Here is a 22,298-nt window from a genome sequence, read left to right as displayed (position 1 = left end):
CGGTGACGTTTGCCATGGGCCGCTTGCATTTGAAATAAGTGGTTGCTAAAGTGTCGCCATGCCCGAGAACGACATTTTCAAGGCCCTGGCCGACCCTACGCGCCGCTCCATCTTCGAGAAGCTGGCCGCTGGCAGCATGCATGCCAGCGCGCTGCGCGAGGGGATGGACATCAGTCAGTCGGCCATGTCCCAGCATCTGGCCATGTTGCGCAATGCGGGGCTGGTGAGCGAGCAGCGGCAGGGGCGCTTCATGCATTACGAGGTCGATCCCGAAGGGTTGGCGCAGATTGCGGGCTGGCTGGCGAAGTACCGCGCCTACTGGCCGCAGCGCGTGGATGCACTCAAGGGCCTGCTCAAGGACATGGACCAATGAACAAGATGAGCAATATGGACACCGACGATGCGGCCCGCGAGCTGGTGCAGGAGTACGCGCTGGACGCCCCGCCCGAGAAGGTCTGGCGCGCGCTGAGCATTCCCGAGCTGCGCGCGCAGTGGCTGCCGGGCACCGAGCATGCCGAGCCTTTGCAGCAGGTGCCGCAGCAGGAACTGCGCCTGCGGCTGCGCGAGGCGGAGCCTCCCTTTCTGGAAAGCACGGTGGACCTGCAGATCAGCCCCGGCGCCGATGGCGGCACGCTGCTGCGCATCGTCCATGTGCTGACCGACGCGCGGGTGCAGCCCGCCAGGGAAGCGGCCAATGACGGCGGCTTCCTGATGTACGCGACCTGATACACGCGACCTGAGGGCCCCGGCAACGGGGCGTGCGGCGCAGGGCCGCAGCCCTTTCTTTTTTTCACCACCACACACAGGAGTTCGCCCATGCGCGAATCGATGATGCTCGTCCCCATGGTTGTCGAACAGTCGGCGCGCGGAGAGCGGTCCTTCGACATCTACTCGCGCCTGCTGCGCGACCGCGTGATCTTTCTCAACGGCGAGGTCAACGATGCGGTCTCTGCCCTGGTCTGCGCGCAGCTGCTGTTCCTGGAGGCGGAGAACCCTGACAAGCCCATTCACCTCTACATCAACTCGCCGGGCGGGGTGATCACCAGCGGGCTGGCCATGTACGACACCATGCAATTCATCAAGTCACCCGTGCACACGCTGTGCATGGGCACGGCGCGCTCCATGGGATCCTTCCTGCTCATGGCCGGCGAGCCCGGCCACCGCATGGCCCTGCCCAACGCCAGCCTGCACGTGCACCAGCCGCTGGGCGGCGTGCAGGGCCAGGCCTCGGACATCCGCATCCATGCCGAGGAAATGCTGCGCACCAAGGACCGCGTGACACGCCTGTACGCACAGCACTGCGGCCGCAGCTACGAAGAGGTGGAACGCGACCTGGACCGCGACCGTTTCATGACCGCAGAAGAAGCCCGCGAATGGGGCCTGATAGACAAGGTCCTGGACCGGCGCACGGCAACCCCCTGAGCCGCCGCGCCAGCGAGCGGCTGCCTTTCTCCCCACTCCCGTATGTCCGCGCCTGCGGCGTGGTGGTTGCGGGGTTGCAGTCCTGCCGAAGGACAGGACTGCTTCGTCAACTGACTTGCCGCAGTTGTTTGAGCGGCGCGCGAAGCGCAAAGCGAGTTCTGCGGCAAACCCCGCAACCGCCACGACGCAGGTTGCCCGCAGCGAAGCGGAGGGTCGCGGACATCCGGGTTGTACGTGTCAAGGACATGGGTAACAACTCAGCTCACAGACATGGGTAACACTTCAAGCTCACATAGTCCTTCTGCGGTCCTCGCACATCCTCTTCGTTGAAGCAGCCCAGTCGCACCGGCCCCAGATACACATCCCACTGGCCAGCGGCCACCTCCTGCATCCCGATCCACTGCCCCGCCAGCAGGTAGCCTATGTAGACCCGCAGCGCTCGCCAGTAGATCAAGCCGTTGTGGCTGACCCGAACCCTTTCCCAATGCTTCGGGTACTGCAGCTCGGGTAGCTTTGAGGGGTATGGCCTGGTCGAGTCGCTGTAATGCTGGGCCGGCATGCTTTGCTGCAAGGCCTCATGCGGGCGCTGCTGGTTGTAGTGCTCCACAAAGGCATCGAGCTGCATCTGCAATGCCGCTTTGTCCGCCGCAGGCTCTTTGCCCAGGGCATGCTTGAGCGTGCGGTGCATCCGCTCGTGGCGACCGTTTTGCTGTGGCTTGCCCCTCTCGATGCGCTCCGGCCTGATGCCCAGCCTTATCCACCATATCGCCAGGCGTGACAGGCCCGCCACGCCAGTAGTCGCGAACGGCGGACCGTTGTCACTGCGTATGCGCTCGGGCAGTCCGTATTGCCGAAACACCTGTTCGAAGCTGCGTTTGGCATCCTCGTAGTTGGGGCTGTCGTAGACATGCACGGCCAGCAAATAACGGCTGGCGTGGTCCATGATGGTCAATGGATAGCACCAGTGACCATCGGCTGTCTTGAACTGGCCTTTGTAGTCTGCACTCCACACCCCATTGGGCTGCTTGCTCGTTCGCAAGGGCTGGGCCGTAGGCACCGAGCGTCTGCGTACACGCCTGCTGCAAACAAGCCCCTCAGCCTTCAGCACGTTGTAGATGGTGGTTTTGCTGGGTGTCTCCTGTGGGCCCCAGCGCTGCAGGAGCAAAGCGTGCAGCTTCTTGGGCCCCATCTGTGACCTTTGCTGCGTGCGCAGCTCAATGATGGCCCGGCGCTGTGCATAGCTGATCGCCTGATTGTTCCCGTGGGGCCTGCGACTGCGTTCTTGCAATCCATCCATGCCCAGTTGGCGGTAACGCTCAACCCACTTGTAGGCCGTCTTGCGGCTGATGCCGTAGCGCCTGCACAGCTCGCTCAGCGGCGCACCACCGCGCAGGTGGTCGGCTATGAAGAGCAGTTTCTCGTCCATGGGTGCGCACTCCTTCCAGGGCATGGTGATCGCTCCTTGGCTGCTGTTGGCTCCAGCTGCCAAGCTTGGATCTGTTACCCATGTCCTTGTACTGATGTGTCACCTATGAGTGTGAGTCGTACCGGTCGCCTTCTTTGATCTGACCTTTCTTGGCGAATCAAGAAAGGGCAGTCGGCAGCCGGGCCGAGACCCGGCCTCGAAAAACACCCCCCCGGCAGGGTCAAAAACAGGACCCCCACCCCACGCCAGCAACCAGCGCGAAACGCTAACCCCGCCCCCTCATCACCCCCGCCAACAACGGCATCCCCGTCCTCCGAGTGAACTCCTCATAACTGATGGGCGCACTCATCCGCGTATCCGGGCTATTGGCCTGCCAGTGCGCCCAGGCACGCCCCGTGCTCGCGTCGTAGACCAGCTTGAAGATATGGCTGGGCACATGGACCTTGCCCGGCCCGATGGTCAGCGGCTGGCCGTCGAACACCGGCCCGGTGAAGACGTAGACATCGCCCTTGGCGCGCTGGGCGTAGCGGCGCGTGTCCTGCTCGACCTTGCTCCAGACGCCGCCGTTGTGGGTCTGGTCCTGGGGAACCATGTTGGCCAGGCTGAAGCTCTGGGCCATGGCCTCGGGCGAGTACATGTCGCCGGCCGGCGCCATGTGGCCGCGCGAGTAGCCGGAGCGGCGGTAGTCGTCCAGTTCGGCACGCTCGGCGCGGGGCAGGCGGGCATCGGCATAGAACTTGTCGCTGCGCTTGAGGCCCTGGCCCTGCTCCAGCAACTGGCGGTTCAGGCGCTCCACCACGAAGACGGGCGTCTTGGTCTGTCCGCTGTGCAGCACGGCGAAGGCGCTGAAGCACAGCTCGCGCTGAAGGGGCTGGACCTGCAGGGCAGGGGGCTCGCCACCGGGGAAGAAATCGCGGCAGTGCGAAAAGCCCGTGGCCAGGCTGCCGGCAGGCGGGCTGCCACCACCGGAGGCCGTGCCCGAACCTGTCTCCGGCTGCTTGCGCAGGTGCTCCAGCCCGGGGATGGGCAGGGTGGACAGCAGGGGCGGCTCGGGCAGCTTGGGATGCCAGTTCGGGTCCAGGCTGCAGCTGGCGATCTGGAAGGTGCCCGCTGCCGCGACCACGGCGGCGATCACGGAGCGCCACAGTCCGCTGCGGCCGCTGCGGCCGGAGGCTTTCTTCTTGGAGGCGGGGGAGGAACTGCGCTTGCGCGCGGAAGGCTTCTTGTTCTTGACTGTCATTCGGGGGCGGCAGGCGCTGGCCGCAGGGAGGCAAGTCCGCAATGGCGCGGGTTCTGGTTCGGGTCCTAGGAATTCTCCTATGTTTCCAGGCCCCCAAATGTGTCCAGGTGCTCCGAAAGCGAGCCGTGCGCTGCCGGTCCTCAGGCCTTGGGCTGGAGACGGGCCGCCCGGTGTTCGGACGGTGCGCCGAACCAGCACAGCGCCAGGGCCAGCACCGCGATGCCGCCCAGCGAAAGAAAGGCCGCATCAAAGCCGAAGCGCTGCGCGATCCAGCCCGCCAGTGCCGGGCTGGCGGCCGCGCCCAGGCCCTGCAGCGTCATCACGGCGCCCAGGCCTGCGTTGACGTGGCCGGTGCCGCGCAGCGTCTGCGCGACCAGGCCCGGCAGGGCAACGCCCAGCAGCCCGGCGCCCACGCCGTCCAGCACCTGCACGGGGATCAGCGCCCAGTCCGAATCCCAGGTGGCGGCGACCAGGCCGCGCAGCGGCAGCGACAGCAGGGCCGCCTTGACCAGCAGCCAGTAGCCGCTGCGCTGGGCGTGGCGCCCGGCGAGCAGGGCCATGGGGATCATGACCAGTTGCGCCACGATGATGGTCAGCGCCGTGAAGCCGCTGGGGTTGGCATGGCCGCGCGCCACGGCGGCCTGGCCCAGCAGCGGCAGCATGGCGGCATTGCCCAGGTGGAACAGCAGCATGGCCACGGCCAGCACCCGCAGCGCCGGCGTGCCCGTGAGCACGTGCATCAGGCCGGGTGCGCAAGGCCCGGCCTGCTCTGGGGGCGGCGTGCCTTGCGGGGTTTCATCCAGCCGCATCAGCGCCAGGCAGGCCAGCGAGGCGCAGCCCATCAAGGCCATGAGCACGAAGACGGAAGGCAGTCCCCAGCGCAGGCCCATGGCCCCCGCCAGTGCGGCCGTGGCCACGTTGCCGGCGTGGTTCCAGGCTTCGTTGATGCCCAGTTGCCGGGGCAGGTCCGCATGGCCGGTGATCTGCAGCGTGATGCCCAGCAGGCAGGGGGCGATCAAGGCCGCGACCACGCCGGTGATGACCTGCGATGCCGCCGTCACGGCCAGCGACGGTGCGATCCAGATGGCCAGGTTGCCCGCCAGCAGCAGGGCGATGGCCGCTGCCAGCAGCCTGCGCTTGCGGCGCGAGGCATCGACCAGCGCGCCCAGCGGCGTGGTGGCCAGCATGCCCGTGATGCCGCCCAGGGCCATGACGTAGCCGATGTCGTCCAGCCGCCAGCCCTGGGCGAGCAGGAAGACGCCCAGGAAGGGGCCCAGGCCGTCGCGCACGTCGGCCAGGAAGAAGTGGAGCCCCGGCAGCCAGCGCCGCGCATGGTGGTGTGTGCGGTGCATGGCGGCTTCCTTCAGCGCAAGGGGCCCTTGAACACGAAGAAGGCGCCCAGGCAGATGAAGCCGAAGCCCACCAGGTGGTTGAGGGTGAGCTTCTCGCCCAGGTAGAGCACGGAGAAGACGGCGAACACCACCAGCGTGATCACCTCCTGGATGGTCTTGAGCTCGGCCGCGCTGTAGACCTCATGGCCGAGCCGGTTGGCGGGCACGGCAAAGCAGTACTCGGCCAGCGCGATCAACCAGCTCACCAGGATGACGAGGTACAGCGGGCGGTTCTCGAACTTCAGGTGCCCGTACCAGGCGAAGGTCATGAAGACGTTGGAGATCAGCAGCAGCAGGACGGGGGCGATCTTGGGGGACATGGCGGGTTCGGTGAAAGCGGGAGAGCAGGGCAGCAGGGAAGCAGGAAACCAGGAAGGGGCAGGAACCCGCCCGGCCCCGGGGACCGGGCGGTGGCATCAGCGCGCGCGGTCGTACAGCGGCTGCAGGTCCGACAGGCTGGCCCCCATGCTGGTGGCCTCCAGCGAGGTGCCGTGCGCGTTGCGCGTGCCCAGGCCCGAGGCGGCAAGAAGCTGCCCCGGCTGCAGCGGCTGCTGCAGCGCATGGGGGGCAAAGCGCACGATGGCGCCGTCGGACAGGATGACGCCGTTGGCATCGCCGCGCGGGCCGGTGAGAACGGCCTCGATGCGGCCCTGGGCCTGCTGCGTCTGCAGTCCGGCCATGCGCAGGTGCGGGGGCATGGGGCGGGCGCGGCCGGGCTCCGGTGGCTGGTCATACACGGTCTGGCCGGTGGCGGTGTTCACGATGGCGTCTGCCTTGACCGCACCACCGGCTTCGCTGCGGCCGATGATGCGCACCGTGTCGCCCACCTTCACGGCGGTCGTCAGCGCATCGGCCATGTGGGGCGGGAACCGGACCACCGTGCCATCGGTCAGGCGCAGCCCGTCCACTTCCCCGTAAGGGTTGGTGAGCAGCCGGGCGACTGGGCTCTCGAGCACGGCCTGCGCGTGCGGCATGGCCGCGTGGGGCGCGCCAGGGCCGTGGGCAGGCAGGGGCGGGGCGGCATGCGCGTTCAGTGCGCTGGCACCCAGCCACAGGGCGGCGGAAGAAAGGGTGAGACGGGTCATGATGGCTCCTGGGTTGGCGATGGACATGCACAGTCCAATGCAAGCGCCATGCCATCCGGAAACTTCATGAAATCAAGGGCTTGCGGTCGCTGAAGCGGGCCATGTGTCCGAGATGGCGACAGGGGGTGTCACCCATCCGGACACCGCAGGCGGCGCCTGTCCCCGCTGCTGCCTCAACCCAGGCCGAACTCCGCGAGCTTGCGGTACAGCTGCTGGCGCGACAGGCCCAGGCGGCGTGCGGCCTCGGCACGGTTGCCCATGGTTGCGGCCAGGGCACGCGTGACCATTTCACGTTCCAGCTGGGCGACGGCTGGGGCCAGCGGCCCGTTCCAGTCGATGGCGGGGCCGTTCGCCGCCGCAGGCTGCAGGCCGATGTGCTCGGGCCCGATGACCGGCCCGGGGCACAGCAGGGCCGCGCGCTCCATGGCGTTGCGCAGCTCGCGCACGTTGCCGGGCCAGTCGTGCGCCAGCAGCAGGCGCGCGGCGTCGGCCCCCAGGCGCTTGGGCGAGGCGCCGCCGCCTTGGCGCAGGAAATGCTCGGCCAGCAGCAGCACGTCGCCCAGGCGCTCGCGCAGCGGCGGCAGGTGCACGGGCACGACCTGGAGCCGGTACCAGAGATCCTCGCGAAAGCGCCCCTGCCTGACGGCGTCCGGCAGGTCGCGGTGCGTGGCCGCGATGATGCGCACGTTCACGGGCAGCGCCCGGCTGGCGCCCACGGGCGTGATCTCGCGCTCCTGCAGCGCCCGGAGGATCTTGGCCTGCGTGGGCAGCGGCATGTCGCCCACTTCATCGAGGAACAGCGTGCCGCCCTGCGCCTCGCGAAAGCGCCCGGCGCGGTCGCTGGCAGCGCCCGTGAAGGCGCCCTTCACATGGCCGAAGAGTTCGCTTTCCATCAGGTCTGCCGGAATGGCGGCGCAGTTGACGGCCACGAAGGGGCGTTCCGCCCGGGCGCTGTTGCGGTGCAGGGCGCGTGCCACCAGTTCCTTGCCCGTGCCGGTCTCGCCCAGCACCAGCACGGTGGCGTCGCTGTCCGCCGCCAGGCCGATGCGCTTGAAGACCTGCCGCATGGCCTCGCTGCCGCTGACCAGTTCGGCGTCATCGCCTTCCGGCTCCTGGTTCTGCGCCACGTTCTCGGGGCTGCCGGCCTGGCCGGCACTGAGCAATGCGCGCTCCAGCACCTCGACCAGCGAGGTTCTGGCAATGGGCTTGGTCAGGTGGTCGAAAGCGCCCAGGCGCATGGCCTCGATGGTGTTGCTGCCGCTGGCATAGGCCGTGAGCATGATGCAGGGCGCCCGCGAGAGGCCGCGGGCCTTGCGCAGGAAGGCCAGCCCGTCCTCGCCGGGCATGCGCAGATCGACGATGGCCACATCCACCGAACCGCCCTGCAGCACCTGCAGCCCCGCCGCCACCGTGGGCGCCGCGCTGACTGCGTGGCCCAGGTCGCCCAGCATCTCGGCCAGGCTTTCACGGAAGGCCGTGTCGTCGTCCACGATCAGGATGCGGGCCATGGAAATTCCATTTCTATGCGGGTGCCTTGTGCAGTCTTGCCTTGTGCAGTCTTGGCCAGGGCGATCCGGCCGCCGTGGGCCTGGACGATTTCGCGCACCAGCGCCAATCCCAGCCCGGTGCCGCCGGGGCGTGCGGTGGTGAAGGGCTCGAACAGCGTGTCGCGCAGTTCGGCCGCGATGCCGGTGCCGTCATCGGCAATCCACAGCCGCAGGCAGCCTTTGGCGTCCCGGTCCGCGCCCAGTTCCACCCGGCCGCCGTCCGCCGTGTGCGCCAGGGCGTTGAGCAGCAGATTGTCCAGCGCGCGGGCCATCTGTGCGGGGTCCAGCAGCGGGCGGCGCCCTTCCCGCAGGTCCCGGGCAAGGCCGGCGGACACCGCCGTTGCCAGCTGCACGCCGCTGGCCTGGGCCATTTCTGCATGGGCCTGGAGCCTTTCGTCCAGCAGCTGCTGCAGGTCCACGGGCTCCGGGTGCACGCGGAAGGGCTGGGTCAAGGCCAGCAGGCTCGATACCAGGTCTTCCAGGCGCGCGGTCTGGGCCAGCACGGCCTCCAGGGCGCCCTGGCTGCGGGCCTGCCGCAGTGGCTCGGGCGCGGCCAGGGCGTTCTCGGCCTTCATGCGCATGGTGCCCAGCGGGTTGCGGATCTCGTGCGCCAGGCCGGCCGACAGCCGGCCCAGGGTGGCCAGCCGTTCGGCGCCGAGCAGTTGCTGCTCCATCTGTGCCGACTGCCGCTGCCAGCGCCGCAGCATTCTGCCCAGCCACAGGCCCGAGACCAGGACCATGCCCAGCAGCAGGCTCACGGCAAGGATGAGGGGGTTGACCACGTCGGCGCTGATCAGGGGAACGCGCATCAGTGTCCAGGCCACCAGCCCGGGTGCGTCCGCCTGGGCCGGGCAGGCGGCAAAGACCACCGCCTCGCGCAGGCCGGGGCGCAGGTCGGTCACCAGCCCGGCGCTGTCCCGTGCGCGCTGGGCGGTGGAGGCGATGCGCTCCATCTCCGCACTGGGCGCATCGCGCTTGATGCCGGAGCCGTCATAGGTGGGAAACGCATAGGCCACCACGCCGGGGCCCTCGCGCCAGAAGCCGCCCTCCATGCCGGGGCGCTCGCGCAGCGCCAGGTCCAGCACGGCCTGCGCGGCGGACCGGGCCTGGGCAGATGGCGTATCTGCCGTCAGCCCCGCCAGCCCCATGCGCGCGGCCCCGGCCTGCAGCGCGCTGCAGCTGACGCCTGCGGCGTCGCGGGCGCGGGTAATCTGCGGTTCGGTGCCCTGCCGGGTCAACAGCAACAGCAGCCACGCCAGCACCAGGGCGACGGCCGAGATGGTGAGCCAGAGGATCACCAGATCCCGTTGGATGGACTTTTGCGGGGACAGGGCCGGCTCCTGAAGTGATGCGCTGGAACATACACCGAAAGGGGGGCCGCGCCTGGCAGCCAGGGCAGCGTCGTCCTGCGCGGCCGCCGTGAAAGTAACGCCGTGGCGTGCCGGCGTTACGTGACATCGCACGTAACGCCGCAGGGTGACACGGTGGTGGCTGTGCTTGGGTGCCCAAATAAATCAATAGGTTACAGATGGCTTTGCGTTGGATGAAGACGTCCAGGCCCATGGCACGCTTGTTGCAACAGGATGCAAAAAGCTTGTCGCAGTGTCTGGAAAACCGTGTGCTGCGCCGGCCGCCCCATTGATCGCTGTCTTTCGGAGGAGAAACCATGGCCGCTGTCTCGTTGTCGTTTGCAGGCATGCCCCTGCCGCGACTGCGCGCCTACCCGGAAAGGGCGCGCAGCAAGCCGTTGAACGTACCCGCGTCGTTTGCGTCTGCCGCCTTGCCGCGCACCGCTGCGCGCGAGGCGGGCGACGGAAGCCCCAATGCGCAGGTGGCGCAGGCGGCGCCGGTGGCGCTGCTCACGCGGGTGAGCGAGGGCGTGCGCATCGTGCGGCGCAGCGATGTGATCGTGGCGCAGGCCGGCGCCTTGCTGCAGCAGGGCGACCGGGTCATCGTGCCGCAGCAGGGCAGCGCGCAGGCGGTGTTCCAGGAGCAGGACGGGCAGGCGCTGCTGGGCAGCTTTGCCGGCGGAACGGATGCCACGCTGGCGTATTTCAGCCGCAAGGCGGATGCCTGCTCGGTGGTCTTTGACCTGGTGGCCGGCCATGTGGACCTGGCGCTGTCGGCCGTGGATGCCGGCATGCTCGGCGGCGGGCCGGCCGGCCGGGGGCGCAGGGCGATCGGATTTCACTGCTATTCACAACCCATTGCAGGCCGTTGAACGAAGGCGCTCACCATGCACGACATCATCGAACCCTCGCACAGCGACATGCCCCTGGATCTGGCCATCTGGCTGCCGCCCCTGCAGGCCTGGCGCAGCGTCTATGGCAACGGTTTCTGCGACGAGGCCATGCAGGCCTGCATGGACCGGCTCAAGGGCCTGGGCATTGATGCCCAATCGCTGGAGCGCGCGGGCGATACGCTGCTGGTTCGCGGGTTCGACCCCCGCACGCTGGCCGACACGGTGCTGCCCGGCCATCATGCCCGGCATGGCTGGATGCATGCGCTGGAGTCCGCCCTGGTGAGCGAGCCCGTGGTGCACGGCTCGCGCCAGGCCTATCTGCGGGCCGAGGTGCAGGCGCTGGGCTGCGTCTCCTTCGCGGGGCTGCACGAGATACGCGGCAAGGGCCACGCCACGGCGGGCGGCCAGGACATGGCGGTGCGCAGAATGCCCGCCAGGCTCGTCAAGGGCTACCAGGCCGACATGCAGCTGGCGGGCCGCCTGCTGGACGATCTGCGGCTGGGCCATCTGGCGCTGGCATTCCAGCCCGTGACGCTGCTGGAGCCCGGGGGCATGGCAGGGGGAGGCAGTGGGACCGGCACGGGCCGCACGCTTTACCACGAGTGCCTGCTGCGCCGCAGCGTGTTCTCTGCCTACGACAACTATGCCGTGCCCCATGCCATCGAGGCGCTGGAGCGGCTGGGCCTGGCCGCGCGGCTGGACCGCAGCGTGCTGTGGTCGGTGATAGGGGCGCTGGAGATGAAGACCGGCCACAGCCTGGGCTGCAATCTGTCGGCCGCCTCGTTCTGCGACGAGGCCTGGTGGGAAGGCGTGTTCGACTATCTGGAGGAGCGGCCCGAGATCGCCCAGCGCCTGGTGCTGGAGATCACCGAGACCGGTGTCTTCCCCTGCGAGAAGGCCGCGCTGGGCCTGGTGCGGCACCTGCAGATCCTGGGCGTGCGCGTGGCGCTGGACGATATCGTTCCCCGGCGCGGCGGCCTGGACATCCTGGGCAAGCTGCGCGCCAACATCGTCAAGATCGACAAGTCCGTGCTGGACCAGAGCCTGCAGTCCCGGCCGTCGGCCCGGATGCTGCAGGGCCTGATCAGCCTGTGCGCCGACCGCGGCGCCTGCGTGATCGTGGAAGGCGTGGAGTCCGCCCAGGGCATGGAGGCCGTGGCGCTTGCGGGGGCGCATGGCGTGCAGGGGTTTTTCATAGCCCGGCCATCGCTGCATGGGCTGCTCGACCAGGTGGTGTGCGTGGCCGATGTGCTGGAGGTGCTGCAGGCGTCCGAGGCGCAGGAGGGCGACGCGCTGGACATGGCACTGAGCATGGCCCTGAGCTGGAGTGGCATGGACCGCGTGACGGCTCTTTCGGCTGCCGACGGCGGGACTGGCGGGGCCGTCGGGGCTGTCGGGACTGTCGGGGCCCCTGCATCGGCGCTGTCCGCCGCCTAAGGGCGCAAGGGCCCGCACCTGAACGCAGGCCGAGCCCGGCCCGCATTGCACCTTACTCCAGCATCAGCGGGCTCGCCTTGCGCCGCGCCATGGCCAGGCGGAACAGGTCCATGAAGCGCGGTGCCACGTTGGAGATGTGAAAGCGCTTGCCCGTCTCGCGCGCGGCCCGGCTGTAGCGCTGGCGCCGGGCCGGGTCGTCGCGCAGCTGGCGGATGGCGCCGATCCAGGCGTCGTCGCTGTCGGGCAGCAGCAGGCCGTTGACGTCGTTTTGCACCAGCTCCGGCACAAAGCCCCAGTTCGATCCGATCACGCAGCCGCCGCGCGCCAGGATCTCCATCAATCCCCAGTTGGCCACGCCGTAGCGCAGCGGGTAGAGGAACAGGTCCACCGAGGCCAGGGTGCGCGCGAACTCGTCGTACGGCAGCTTGCCCGGGAACTCCACCACCTGTGCGGCCGGGTGGATCTGCAGCAGATGGTCGCGGAAACTGGCCACCTTGCCCTGGTAGCGGCGCTCCACCCATTGCTGTTCGTAACCGTAGGTCACGGCCGTGGGGTCGCCCAGGGCGATGAAGCGCATCTGCTGGCCATCGCCCTCGCGCACCAGGCGGTCGACCAGGCGCATGAAGGTCTCGAAGCCCTTGGAGCTGGACAGGTCGCGCGATGAGAAGGCCACGGTGAAGCGCGCGTCCTGGCGCGGCACCGGCTCGGCCTGCTCGTCAGGGGCCTGGATGTCGAAGCCCTCGAACTGCACGGCCACGCGCTCCTGCAGCAGCGGCGGGAACAGCGAGCGCGCATGGGCGCTGGGCGCGATGGTCAGGTCGCTGCACAGCACCTGGTGGTAGTGCAGCATTTCCATGTTGCGGTCGGCCAGGCGCTGGGACAGGTCGGGCGGGTAGTCGGGCTCGTTGCCGTGCACGCGGTAGCTGGGGAATTCGATGTAGCTGACGATGGCGGCATCGATCTCGCCGTACAGCAGGTTGGGCGCGGCCCACAGCGAGTGGGCGACCACCACGTCGATGCGCTTGCCCTTTTCCTTCTCGAAGGCCTGCAGGCCCTGCAGCAGGCCGCGGCCTATGCGCGCCGAGCGCTCCACCTTGCTGGAGTAGTAGTAGCTTTGCGGGCCGACGATGTCGCCATCGGGCCGGAACGACAGCAGGTGGTCGCACTGGCTGGCGTAGTTCTCGGCATGGCCGGGCATGGTCATGAACCAGCTGTCGGCCGCGCCGCTGGCGCGAAGGTGGCTGCACAGCAGGCTGTACTGGCTGGGGTAGACGGCGCTGACGAAGATGATGACCGGCTTGTCCTGCATGTTCGTGGAAGTCTCCATGGCGTGGGGGGATGGGATGTGTCGGAGGGCGTGCTCAGCCCGGCACGGGCACTTCGGGCTCGCCGTCGCTGATCTGGTACTTGCGCATCTTTTCCCAGAGCACCTTGCGGCTGATGCCCAGGTGCTGGGCCGTGTTCTGGCGCTTCCAGTCATTGGTGTTGAGCGCCGCGATGATGCGGTTGCGCTCGTCCATGTCCCAGTTGCTGCGGTCGGCCAGCAGGGGCTCGGCGGCGCCGGCGTCCGGCGGGAAGGTGGTGGCCGACAGGGCCTGGGCGTGCTGCAGGATGCGCTGCGTGGCGCCGTCGGCGTTCCAGTCGCGCGTCTGGCGGGCGGCCACGCCGATGCGCTCGGCCAGGTTGCGCAGCTCGCGCACATTGCCGGGGAAGTACATCTGGGCCACGGCGTCGAGGATGAAGAAGGGCGGCTCGCCCAGCTCCTTCATCGTGGCCTCGCCCACCACCTTGTGCAGGATGGCGTGGAAGATGGCCAGCTTGTCGGCCTCGCCGCGCTCCTCCAGGCTGGGGATCTGCAGCTCGATCACGGCCAGGCGGAAGAACAGGTCGGCCCGGAAGCGTCCCTCGCGCACCAGCCCGCGCAGCGGCTTGTTGGTGGCCGCCACCAGCCGGAAATCCAGCCGCACGGCGGCGGCCGACCCCAGCCGCGTGATGGCGCGCTCTTCCAGCACGCGCAGCAGCTTGACCTGCTGGTACAGCGGCAGGTCCGCGATCTCGTCCAGGAACAGCGTGCCGCCGTTGGCCTGCTCCAGATAGCCCTTGTGGGCATTGACCGCGCCCGTGAACGAGCCCTTGGCGTGGCCGAAGAACAGGGACTCGAACAGCCCGTCCGGGATGGCGCCGCAGTTGACCACCACGAAGGGGCCCTGGCCGTAGCGGTTGTTGCGCTCGTGCAGCCGCTCGGCAATGCGCTCCTTGCCCACGCCGGTCTCGCCGATGATGAGCACGCTGTGCTCGCAGTCGGCAAAGGTGTCCACGTCGCGCAGCAGGCGCTGCATGCAGTCGGCCACGGCGATGATGTCCTCCGAGCGCTGCACCTGGCGCTGGTTGCTCTGCATGCGCCGCAGTATGCGCACCAGCATGGCCCGCAGCTCGGCCCCCGTGAAGTCGAAGGGCAGCACATGCGAGTACTCCATGGCATAGGTGCCGGCGTTGGCGTCGCGCTGCTTGGCGCTGACCCACAGCACGGGCATGCCGAAGGTGCCCTCCACGCCCTGGCGCGTGAAGCGCGCGCCCTCCAGCACCGAGACGCTGACCACGGCGATCGCATTGCCCAGCTCGCTGGTGTCGGCGGGCAGGGTCAGCCCGTCGGCGCGCACCACGTCCACGCCCAGGTTGAGCACGCAGCGCTCCACCCGCTCGGCGATGTCGGCCTGTCCTTCCCACACATAGATGACCAGCTCGTCCAGATTCACCTGAGTCTCGCTTTTTGGTTGTTTCAAAGATTGAATGCGCTGCTATTGAACGATGACGCCGTAATTGCAATCGGCCCAAAGCAGCTCGACGTCTGCGTACCCGACTTGGATCCCAAGCGCTTCAAGCAGCGGTCCAAGCAACACTCCATCCAACAAGGCCAGGACCGGCATCAGCACCACATTGAGCAGCCCCAGAACGCCGCTGACGATGCCAACGAGGCCATTGACCAGGCCATCAACGATGCTGCTCACGAGTCCCAGGTCCAGGCCTAGCAACTTCAGCCCCGAGGTATCGAGCTCCACTTCCAGCAAACCTGCATTGATGGCGTTACCGATGGATTGGCCCAGCTGCTGCTTCATACCCACGCTTTTGATAAGCGTTTGCTCGGCTCGGGGCTTGCTTTTTTCATAGTCGTAATAAAGGCTGGAATAAGCCCCAGGTGCATTGACAGGGAGGTCCAGCTTCGCCTTCAGGGCAATAGGTGCTTCGACCACGGGGATCAGTCCCAGGAGCAGCTTGATATCCAGCTTCAGGCTCAACAGATGAAATTTTTCCTTGGTCAGGTTTTCCCATGGCGTAGTGGTGTTGGTCAGCGCCGCAGGCACATTGCCCAGGAACACATGCGCCAGGCCAGGCCTGGCATCAATGCGGACACGGTGCTTGTTACCTTCGTATCTGCAGATGACTTCTTCGAGCCTGCCGTCTGCCGATCCCACCTCGACATAAAGCGGTAGGTTGACCAACTGGCCCGCAGGCATGGATACCTTGACGCTGGCCAGCAGCAGGTTCAGATCGAGAAGGCTGGTTTTACCCGCCACCGGCGTGAGGGCCTTGATATCCAAGAAGGTGCGTATCTGACCAGTGTGCGCCGTGGTTCGGGGTTTGCCCGTGCTGTCGTAGCCGGGAGGGCCCACTGCGATGACTGGTGGTTCTATGATTTTTGCCTTGATCGCTACATCGGCCAGCGGCTTCAGGTCGATACCGGTCTGCAAAGTGGCGGCAGAGTCCACGTTGGCCACCTGCAATCCCACCATCAGGAGGCTCAGGGCACTAACATCAGCGATCAGTGCGGACATCGGATTGTCTTTGAAGAGACCGATGTCGAGTAAACCGTTCTGGCCAGGAGCCTTCAGCAGGGAGATGACGGTGTTTTGGATATTGACTGCGATGGGTAGCGTCAGAAGCTTGTCCAGCGCAGCTATTGCGATGTTTGCGGTGTCGCTGCCAGGAGAGTTCTGTATGACACTGATGCTGGATTCCAATAGTTTGGTCAGCAGCACATCGGCATTAAGCAGCTCCTCATAGGTGCCTGCAGAGATGTTCAACGCCTCCTTCAATCCCAGGAGGTTGACCTTGGTGTTGGCAAGCCCTTGGTAGTCCGCCAAGCTCAGATTGACATTCGTTCCCAACAGCATGGTGAGCAGACGATTGAGTGCACCTTCATCCAGCCTGGCCACGCCGGAACCTAGGGAAAAAGCCGCAATAGGGTCATCTGGAATCGCCGAGATGGATTCGGCATAGATCTCTCTGTTGCCCAGGAAAGGCAATAGTTGCAGGCTTTTGCCTCTCAGCCGAACCTGTACTGCATTGAAGGGTGCTGCCCCAAAGGCTGGGCCGGCATCCCTGCTCCATTTGAGGCAGCGCACGCTTTGCTGCAGCGGGGCAGGAGACACCCCTGCCGGCCATTTCCACTGGGTGGTGATGCTATTCATTCCCGCAGCCTCTGCAGCCGTGCAAGTGGAGGGGTCCACGAGCGCACTGATGGCTTCCAGGGCAGCAAGATCCGCGATCCGTTGCAGATCGCGCTTGGCGTAATACATGTAGCCAATTTGCGCCGTTCCGAGAATGCTTATGAGCACGGCTAGAAGCAGGGCGAACTGTATCAACAGGGTTCCCCTGTCTTTGAACAAGCCTATTTTCTGAATGGAGGGCGGATAGATTCGCATGGCAGCCTCTCTTTATGGCGCATACCTGAAATGCACCACGCTTTGTTCGCTGATTCGCTGCGGTTCATTGATGAAAAAGGTGTTGCTAAGCAAAGGGGCAAGCTGGTAGCTGATCTTGAAAGAAAAGCTGCCTGGCGGGGAGCTTGCGGAAGAAGGGCAAGTCCATTCGAAAGGGCCCATCACCAGAGAATCATCCGGTAGAGAGCTTCTCTGGAATCCCAGGCGCGCCACTTGCGAGACCCTGTCTTGAATGATGGTTCGGTTCGCGGTAGCACTGGGAATAGTGCAGGGGTAGTTGGCGCCCGTGGAGATCAGGCTATGGGCGATCCGCGCACCATCTCCCACGGCACGGGTGACGGCTTGGTGCGCTTGGAAGTAGCGCCACCAGACCAAGAGGCCCATCAGCATGGAGATCATCAAGGCTGCAATCAACGCAAACTCCAGTGCGGCGATACCACTCTGTGTCCGGATTAAGGATGGACTGGCAGACCGTTGGCGCATCACAGCATCCTCCTGTCCGCCAGCAGCGCGGCGCTGGCTGTCAGGCTGTTGGGAAGAATGATTTTGATTCCGGCAATCGATGGCGCAATGGCTTTGCTGGGGTAGTTCTCTATCCTGTAAGAAATGAGGATGAGGCAGGGTGTGCCGATATCGCAGGCCAGATTGTTGTTCAGCGGACTGTTCTGAAAGCAGGTGGTATCGCTGAGGTGGCACACCGTGAACTGGATATCCGCTACTGCAGGTTTCAAATCGTCCGGAAGCCAAGCCAGCATTTTTTGTACCGAAGCGATGGCGGCCTGTTTTCTATGAAGCCAGTTCGGCGCGTTGACTCCCACGGGATATCTGAGCGCGGCACGCGCCCCTTCCTCGACGGCGAACTGCATCGACTCCCGAACGAAGAAAGTCAACCCATAGCTGACGATGGCGTACAGCAGCACGAAGAACACAGGGAAAATGATGGCCCACTCCAGTGCGTACACGCCGCGCTGCCGGCAAGGCCGGTCAATGCAGAGGGGATGCGCTTGCGTGGTCATGATGCTTGTGGCCCAAGGGGATATACGGTCTCAGCGTGTCGAGGCCACGCCTGTATCTATGCCGGTGGTGTAGTTGGCCGGTATCTCGCTCTCGAAGCTCTTGAGGTAGCGCTGATAGCTACGCGTAGCCTGAGCAGCGTCTATGGTGCGTTGACGCTCGCCATTGGCGGAGCGTTGTAGGGCCAGGAGCTGTTCCGTGGCATCGCCGATGACGATCTGCCGAATAGGCAGATGCGCCAGCATGGACTTTGGGGCCGTGTCTGGGGAAGTTGGAGCAGCGGCTGCCGTGCTCTCTGCAGTGAGCACGGCAGACACTTGCACAGGGGTTACGGTACGGTCAACCAATTGCTGCGCTTGCAATGCCTTGGGAGACATCAGCATCAGGCCAAGCAGTGGCAGCGTGGCACATAGCCCTGCAAGGCGTTTGGCGTCAAGGGTGAATTTGCGTTCAATGCATTGCATGGCTGTTTCCTCACAGTGGGGGGGGGCCGGCTGTGCCGGGTTGAGGCTGAGGGCTGATAGGCGAACCTGCGGCAATGGGCAGTGCGGTGGCTGCCGGGTGTTTGCGCGCAGCAGCGGGCTGCGGGTGAGATGGCTGTGAGGTGGCAATGGCGCGGGCGCGTACCGCCTCCTGTACTTGTGCCAACTGGGTCTGCAGCGTTTGCAACGATTCCTGGTCGATCAGCGGGAGCGCTCCTCTCGCCGGAGGCTGGGACAGCTTTTGCAGCAGCCGCGATGCCTCACCCTGGTTGCCGCAGGCCAGCCAGTACAGAGCCAGATTCAGTTGCACGCGAGCATTGCCGGGCGCCAATTGAGCGGCTTGCAGCATGGGCATCTGCGCCAAGGGCAGCTGTCCATCAAGCATGTGGGCGTAGGCCAGATCGCTGAGCACATTGGCATCTATGGGATTGAGCTGGCGCGCTTTTTCCAGTTGATCCACGGCCTGAGCGTATTGACCCTGGACGGCATGAAGAAGACCCAGCCCGCGCCTGGCGCGTGCGGCAGAGCCACCATCGAGCAGTGCCATGTAGGCTTGCCTTGCCTGTGTGAACTGCCCGGTATTACGCATGGCGTCCGCGCGCAGCATGCGCGACTCCGGGTTGGCGCCGAACTGCTGCTCGAATGCATCGGCATGTGCAAGCGACGCATACCACTGGCCTGCTTGCTGCATTTGACCAATCAAATCCAGATAGGTCTGGGCAGTATCGATTTGAGCCGACTGCTCCGCGTTGGACGTCTGTTGTGGGGTCGGGGCGGCTGAAGTTGGCTGTGGTGCCACGCCGTAGCCCTCGGGCCCCTTGCTGGCACACCCGCTTAGCAGGAGCGCCAGGGCTGTGGCAAGTGCTGCCCAGTTGCGCGGAAGGGATTGTTTGTATGGATACATGTTCATGCTCCTCCTATGCTCGAGAGGGCGCGAATGACTGCCAAAAAGCCGGGGCCTGCGGTGATGACCAGCAGGGCAGGCAGCAGCGTCAGGACCATGACACCGGTCATCTTGACGGTGATCGCGCCTATCTTTTCCTTGAAGCGGGCTTGGCGCTTTTCGCGCAAACGGATGCTGAATTCCTTGAGCGGCTCTTGCACGGCGCCACCATGGCGGTCCACCTGGGTCAGTAGATTGACCACGGCGCTCATGTCGTCATCTGCGCTGAGATTGGCCAGCCGCTGGAATGACTGCTCACGCGTGCGGCCGCTGCTGTAGAGCTGGTTGGCCAGGGCCAACTCGCCGCTGATGACGCGCAGCACGCTGCAGAACTCGCTGGCCAGAATCTGCAGGCTCTGGTCAATACTCAGGCCCACGCCTTGCAGAAGCCGCAGCAGGTCGACGAACAATGGCAACTCCTCGACGACTTGCTCGCGCCGTTGCCGTGCTTTGGCCCGGACAAGCCATTTGGGAAGCATCAGGCCCAGGCTGAGGCCCAGGAAACCATAGAACACGGCATAGGTGTCGTTGGGCCGCAGAACGGCCAAAGCCAGCAGCGGAAAAGCCAAAGCCAGCAGAAGACGGCTTGTAACGTAGAAAACGCTGCCACTGCGCAGGGCTATACCAGCCTGATCCAGCAGCTTGCGGTCCTCTTCGGCCAGCAGTACCCGGGCCCATCCAGTCTGTAGCCAGGCCGGCGGTTGCAGACTGGCTGCGAGCGCTTGAGGCGATATGGATCGGACGGTGGTCCCTGTGGGCGGATTCAGCAGTCCGGCGTCGGCCGTGGCAGAACCAAAGAGCGCATGGGCTGCGTGCGGATTGGCGTCAGCGCGTTCGCGTGCATGCAACAGCTTCTCGACTTGACTGGAAGCCTGCTGCGAGCGCTGTAGCTTCCAGACCATGGTGCAGGCCCACATGACCGTGCCGAGAGAGCCCAAACACAGGCTGGCGATCCATAGCTGTTGTGGAGTCATGGTCGGCGTCTTTCCAATGTGGCATGGCCAGAGCGCATGGGGCGGCGGAGTGGGCGACACATGGCAACGTCCTTGAACAGTGTCCGGTTCATCTCAGCTGGGCGAGGCGATACAGCAGCAGTGCGCCGACACCTTCCAAGCCGATGGCAAGCAAGACCATGCGCTGTCCGCTAGCGTCATTCCACATGCGTAGGAAGTAGCCCTGATTGAGGATCATGATGAGGGCGCCTACGCCTACCGGAAGCAGCGCCAGCACCCAGGCCGACAGGCGGATTTCGGACGAAAGAGCATGCAGTTCGCGCTCGGCGGACTGGCGGTCCCGGATGTAGGCCGAGACACGCTCCAGCACAAGATCGGCGCGGCCGCCATAGCGCACACTCATCCGAAAGACCGCTGCCAGCAAGCCGAACTCGGGAAGGCGCCAGGAACGCTCCAGCTGTGCCATGGCTTGTCCCAGATCCGGGGAGGCGCTCAGCATGGCGGCTGCTTGCTGAAGCGCATCGCCCAGTGGAGCGGGAACATTACCCAAAGCCAACTGGAAGGCAGCATGAGGCGAGTTGCCAATCGAGATCATGCGAACCATGTTGTCCAGGAAGCCGGGCAATTGTTGAAGCAGCTTGTTGCGCCGCATGGTCAGGCGCCGCCATATGAAGAATATGAGCAGCAGCACATAGAGCACCAAGGCCAGCAGGCCGATTGCTAGCCCGCCCTGGCTTGTGGCCAGCAGGAACAGCGTAAGAACGCTGGCGAGCAGCACTGCGGGTGTTCGGGGCGAAAGGCCCCAGGCGTCCACGCCCAGTTTGCGATGTATCCATTGCACTGCTGCGGGAATGCGCGCAGGTTGTGAGCCGCCATCCTTGGGGGGCAGCGCAAGCACGGGTGTGCTAATCGTCGGGGACGACCGGTCACGGCCTCGTTCAAGACTGCGCCTTAGGTGACGGCTTATTGTTTGCTCATGCTCCCGTCGGCGTGCGCGGGCGAACATCCACAGCGCCAGAGCCAGCAGCAGGCATGCCATGGCGCCTAGGACCAGGGTTGCGGGAGTCGTCATCTCATACCTCCTCCTGAGGCCTGCTGCTGCGAGCGCCACCAGCTCAGCAGCTTGGGCGAGTGGGGCGAGATGCCCAGCGAGACCCAGTGGTCGATCTCCTGCCCGTCAGGGCCCACCTGGGGCTCGTAGCGGTACAGCTCCTGCATGGAGATCATGTTGTCGGTCATGCCCGTGACCTCGGTCAGCGACAGCAGGCGGCGGCGGCCGTTGGACAGGCGGCCGATCTGCACGATGAAGTCCACGGCATTGGCGATCTGGCGGCGCAGGCTGACCTCGCTGCCCTGAAAGCCCGCGAAGCCGGCCAGCATTTCGGCGCGGTACAGGCATTCGCGCGGCGAGCTGGCGTGGATGGTGCCCATGGAGCCGTCATGGCCGGTGTTCATGGCCTGCAGCAGCTCCAGCACTTCGCCGCCGCGCACTTCGCCGACGATGATGCGGTCGGGCCGCATGCGCAGGCTGTTGCGCAGCAGGTCGCGGATGCTGACGTGGCCCGAGCCGTCGAAGCCGCCGGGGCGGCTTTCCAGCCGCACCACATGGTTGTGGTTGAGGGCCAGCTCGGCCGTGTCCTCGATGGAGACGATACGCTCGCTGGAGGGGATGAAGCTGGCCAGCGCGTTGAGCAGCGAGGTCTTGCCCGAGCTGGTGCCGCCGCTGACCAGGATGTTGCAGCGCGCCTGCACGGCCATCTCCAGGATGCGGCAGATGTCGTGGTTGAAGGTGCCCAGCTGCACCAGCTCGGAAGGCGTCAGCGGGTCCTTGCGGAACTTGCGGATGGAGACCGAGGGGCCGTCGATGGACAGCGGCTCGATGATGACGTTGATGCGCCCGCCATCGGGCAGGCGGGCATCGACCATGGGGCTGGATTCATCGAGACGCCGGCCCAGCGGCGCCAGGATGCGGCGCACGATGCGCAGCACATGCTCGTCGTCCTTGAAGTGCAGGGTCTCGCGCTGCAGCACGCCGCCGCGCGAGACGTAGATGTTGCCATGGCCGTTGATGAGGATGTCCTCGACCCGGGGGTCCTCCAGCAGCGGCTGCAGCGGTCCCAGTCCCGTGAGTTCGCGCGTGAGGGCGCGCGCCACCTGCAGCGCTTCCTGCTCGTTGACGGGCACGGAGTGCAGGCGGATGAAGCTGTCCAGCTCCATCAGCACGAACTGCGCGATGGCAGCCTGCGACCAGCGGCCGAACTCGGCGCCCAGCTCCTCGATGCGGCTGAGCAAATGCTCGTGCGTGCGGTTCTTCAGGTCGAGGAACAGCGCGCTTTGCTCGAACTCGCTGGCCTGTGCGTCCGCCAGATGGGAATAAGCCGTGGTCGTCATGGTG

The 22,298-nt window shown here is 65.8% G+C and carries 22 protein-coding genes; 5 read left to right on the top strand and 17 right to left on the bottom strand.

All coding sequences use genetic code 11. The features are described from left to right. Positions 1–58: 58 nt before the first annotated feature. From U6958_RS26980 to U6958_RS26970, 3 genes are all read left to right on the top strand, one after another. Positions 59–373: a helix-turn-helix transcriptional regulator gene (locus U6958_RS26980; RefSeq protein ID WP_074924417.1), complete on the top strand. Its 315-nt coding sequence runs from the start codon at positions 59–61 to the stop codon at positions 371–373. Then, a complete protein-coding gene (locus U6958_RS26975; RefSeq protein ID WP_034391021.1) occupies positions 370–726 on the top strand; it encodes an SRPBCC domain-containing protein in 357 nt (118 codons plus the stop codon). The genes U6958_RS26980 and U6958_RS26975 overlap by 4 nt, the downstream gene beginning before the upstream one ends. A gap of 90 nt (positions 727–816) precedes the next feature. Beyond that, positions 817–1,422 (top strand): ATP-dependent Clp protease proteolytic subunit, encoded by a 606-nt coding sequence (locus tag U6958_RS26970; protein ID WP_012203975.1) that lies wholly within the window; start codon positions 817–819, stop codon positions 1,420–1,422. Between the two features lie 262 nt (positions 1,423–1,684). Here the strand turns inward: U6958_RS26970 and U6958_RS26965 are convergent, their stop codons facing one another. The 7 genes from U6958_RS26965 to U6958_RS26935 all read right to left on the bottom strand — a co-directional run bounded on the left by U6958_RS26965 (position 1,685) and on the right by U6958_RS26935 (position 9,409). Continuing rightward, on the bottom strand, positions 1,685–2,872 hold the full coding sequence (locus U6958_RS26965; protein ID WP_012202818.1) for an IS481 family transposase: 1,188 nt from the start codon (positions 2,870–2,872) through the stop codon (positions 1,685–1,687). A 241-nt stretch (positions 2,873–3,113) separates the two neighbouring features. After that, on the bottom strand, positions 3,114–4,088 hold the full coding sequence (locus U6958_RS26960; RefSeq protein ID WP_074921685.1) for a DNA/RNA non-specific endonuclease: 975 nt from the start codon (positions 4,086–4,088) through the stop codon (positions 3,114–3,116). Positions 4,089–4,228: 140 nt separating this feature from the next. Next, on the bottom strand, positions 4,229–5,440 hold the full coding sequence (locus tag U6958_RS26955) for an MFS transporter (RefSeq protein ID WP_046987240.1): 1,212 nt from the start codon (positions 5,438–5,440) through the stop codon (positions 4,229–4,231). 11 nt (positions 5,441–5,451) lie between these two features. Beyond that, positions 5,452–5,799, bottom strand: coding sequence for a DMT family protein (locus tag U6958_RS26950; RefSeq protein ID WP_012203978.1), 348 nt, complete (start codon positions 5,797–5,799; stop codon positions 5,452–5,454). A 96-nt stretch (positions 5,800–5,895) separates the two neighbouring features. Beyond that, the gene (locus tag U6958_RS26945; RefSeq protein ID WP_074921716.1) at positions 5,896–6,564 is read right to left on the bottom strand and encodes a hypothetical protein; all 669 of its coding nucleotides are present in this window, start codon (positions 6,562–6,564) and stop codon (positions 5,896–5,898) included. Positions 6,565–6,737: 173 nt separating this feature from the next. Then, positions 6,738–8,072: a sigma-54 dependent transcriptional regulator gene (locus tag U6958_RS26940; RefSeq protein ID WP_074921682.1), complete on the bottom strand. Its 1,335-nt coding sequence runs from the start codon at positions 8,070–8,072 to the stop codon at positions 6,738–6,740. Beyond that, positions 8,057–9,409, bottom strand: a complete 1,353-nt coding sequence (locus U6958_RS26935) for a PAS domain-containing sensor histidine kinase (protein WP_074921679.1) — start codon at positions 9,407–9,409, stop codon at positions 8,057–8,059. Before U6958_RS26935 ends, U6958_RS26940 begins: the two co-directional genes overlap by 16 nt. 368 nt (positions 9,410–9,777) lie before the next feature. Between U6958_RS26935 and U6958_RS26930 the strand changes: the two genes are divergently transcribed. Next, on the top strand, positions 9,778–10,332 hold the full coding sequence (locus tag U6958_RS26930; protein ID WP_074921677.1) for a hypothetical protein: 555 nt from the start codon (positions 9,778–9,780) through the stop codon (positions 10,330–10,332). 15 nt (positions 10,333–10,347) lie between these two features. Next, on the top strand, positions 10,348–11,790 hold the full coding sequence (locus tag U6958_RS26925; protein ID WP_074921674.1) for an EAL domain-containing protein: 1,443 nt from the start codon (positions 10,348–10,350) through the stop codon (positions 11,788–11,790). Between the two features lie 52 nt (positions 11,791–11,842). Here the strand turns inward: U6958_RS26925 and U6958_RS26920 are convergent, their stop codons facing one another. The 10 genes from U6958_RS26920 to U6958_RS26875 form a co-directional block, all read right to left on the bottom strand. Then, on the bottom strand, positions 11,843–13,117 hold the full coding sequence (locus tag U6958_RS26920) for a glycosyltransferase (RefSeq protein WP_203399850.1): 1,275 nt from the start codon (positions 13,115–13,117) through the stop codon (positions 11,843–11,845). Positions 13,118–13,151: 34 nt separating this feature from the next. Beyond that, positions 13,152–14,546 (bottom strand): sigma 54-interacting transcriptional regulator, encoded by a 1,395-nt coding sequence (locus U6958_RS26915; RefSeq protein ID WP_016450343.1) that lies wholly within the window; start codon positions 14,544–14,546, stop codon positions 13,152–13,154. 42 nt (positions 14,547–14,588) lie between these two features. Then, complete coding sequence (locus U6958_RS26910; RefSeq protein ID WP_074921671.1) at positions 14,589–16,493, bottom strand: pilus assembly protein TadG-related protein; 1,905 nt, start codon at positions 16,491–16,493, stop codon at positions 14,589–14,591. 12 nt (positions 16,494–16,505) lie between these two features. After that, positions 16,506–16,994: a TadE family protein gene (locus tag U6958_RS26905; protein ID WP_074921668.1), complete on the bottom strand. Its 489-nt coding sequence runs from the start codon at positions 16,992–16,994 to the stop codon at positions 16,506–16,508. Then, a complete protein-coding gene (locus U6958_RS26900; protein ID WP_074921666.1) occupies positions 16,994–17,527 on the bottom strand; it encodes a TadE/TadG family type IV pilus assembly protein in 534 nt (177 codons plus the stop codon). Before U6958_RS26900 ends, U6958_RS26905 begins: the two co-directional genes overlap by 1 nt. Before the next feature lie 30 nt (positions 17,528–17,557). Continuing rightward, positions 17,558–17,989 carry a DUF3613 domain-containing protein gene (locus tag U6958_RS26895; protein WP_074921663.1) on the bottom strand — a complete coding sequence of 144 codons (432 nt, stop codon included), beginning with the start codon at positions 17,987–17,989 and terminating at the stop codon, positions 17,558–17,560. Between the two features lie 10 nt (positions 17,990–17,999). Beyond that, positions 18,000–18,917, bottom strand: coding sequence for a hypothetical protein (locus U6958_RS26890; RefSeq protein ID WP_237426805.1), 918 nt, complete (start codon positions 18,915–18,917; stop codon positions 18,000–18,002). After that, the gene (locus U6958_RS26885; protein ID WP_074921660.1) at positions 18,914–19,924 is read right to left on the bottom strand and encodes a type II secretion system F family protein; all 1,011 of its coding nucleotides are present in this window, start codon (positions 19,922–19,924) and stop codon (positions 18,914–18,916) included. The genes U6958_RS26890 and U6958_RS26885 overlap by 4 nt, the downstream gene beginning before the upstream one ends. A gap of 88 nt (positions 19,925–20,012) precedes the next feature. Continuing rightward, a complete protein-coding gene (locus U6958_RS26880; RefSeq protein WP_074921658.1) occupies positions 20,013–20,975 on the bottom strand; it encodes a type II secretion system F family protein in 963 nt (320 codons plus the stop codon). Next, positions 20,972–22,294 (bottom strand): CpaF family protein, encoded by a 1,323-nt coding sequence (locus U6958_RS26875; protein ID WP_074921656.1) that lies wholly within the window; start codon positions 22,292–22,294, stop codon positions 20,972–20,974. Before U6958_RS26875 ends, U6958_RS26880 begins: the two co-directional genes overlap by 4 nt. Positions 22,295–22,298: the final 4 nt, after the last annotated feature.

The sequence above is a fragment of the Delftia lacustris genome, from assembly GCF_040267515.1.
GTDB classification, from domain to species: domain Bacteria; phylum Pseudomonadota; class Gammaproteobacteria; order Burkholderiales; family Burkholderiaceae_C; genus Comamonas; species Comamonas tsuruhatensis.
This window is presented reverse-complemented; position numbering and strand designations above follow the sequence as displayed.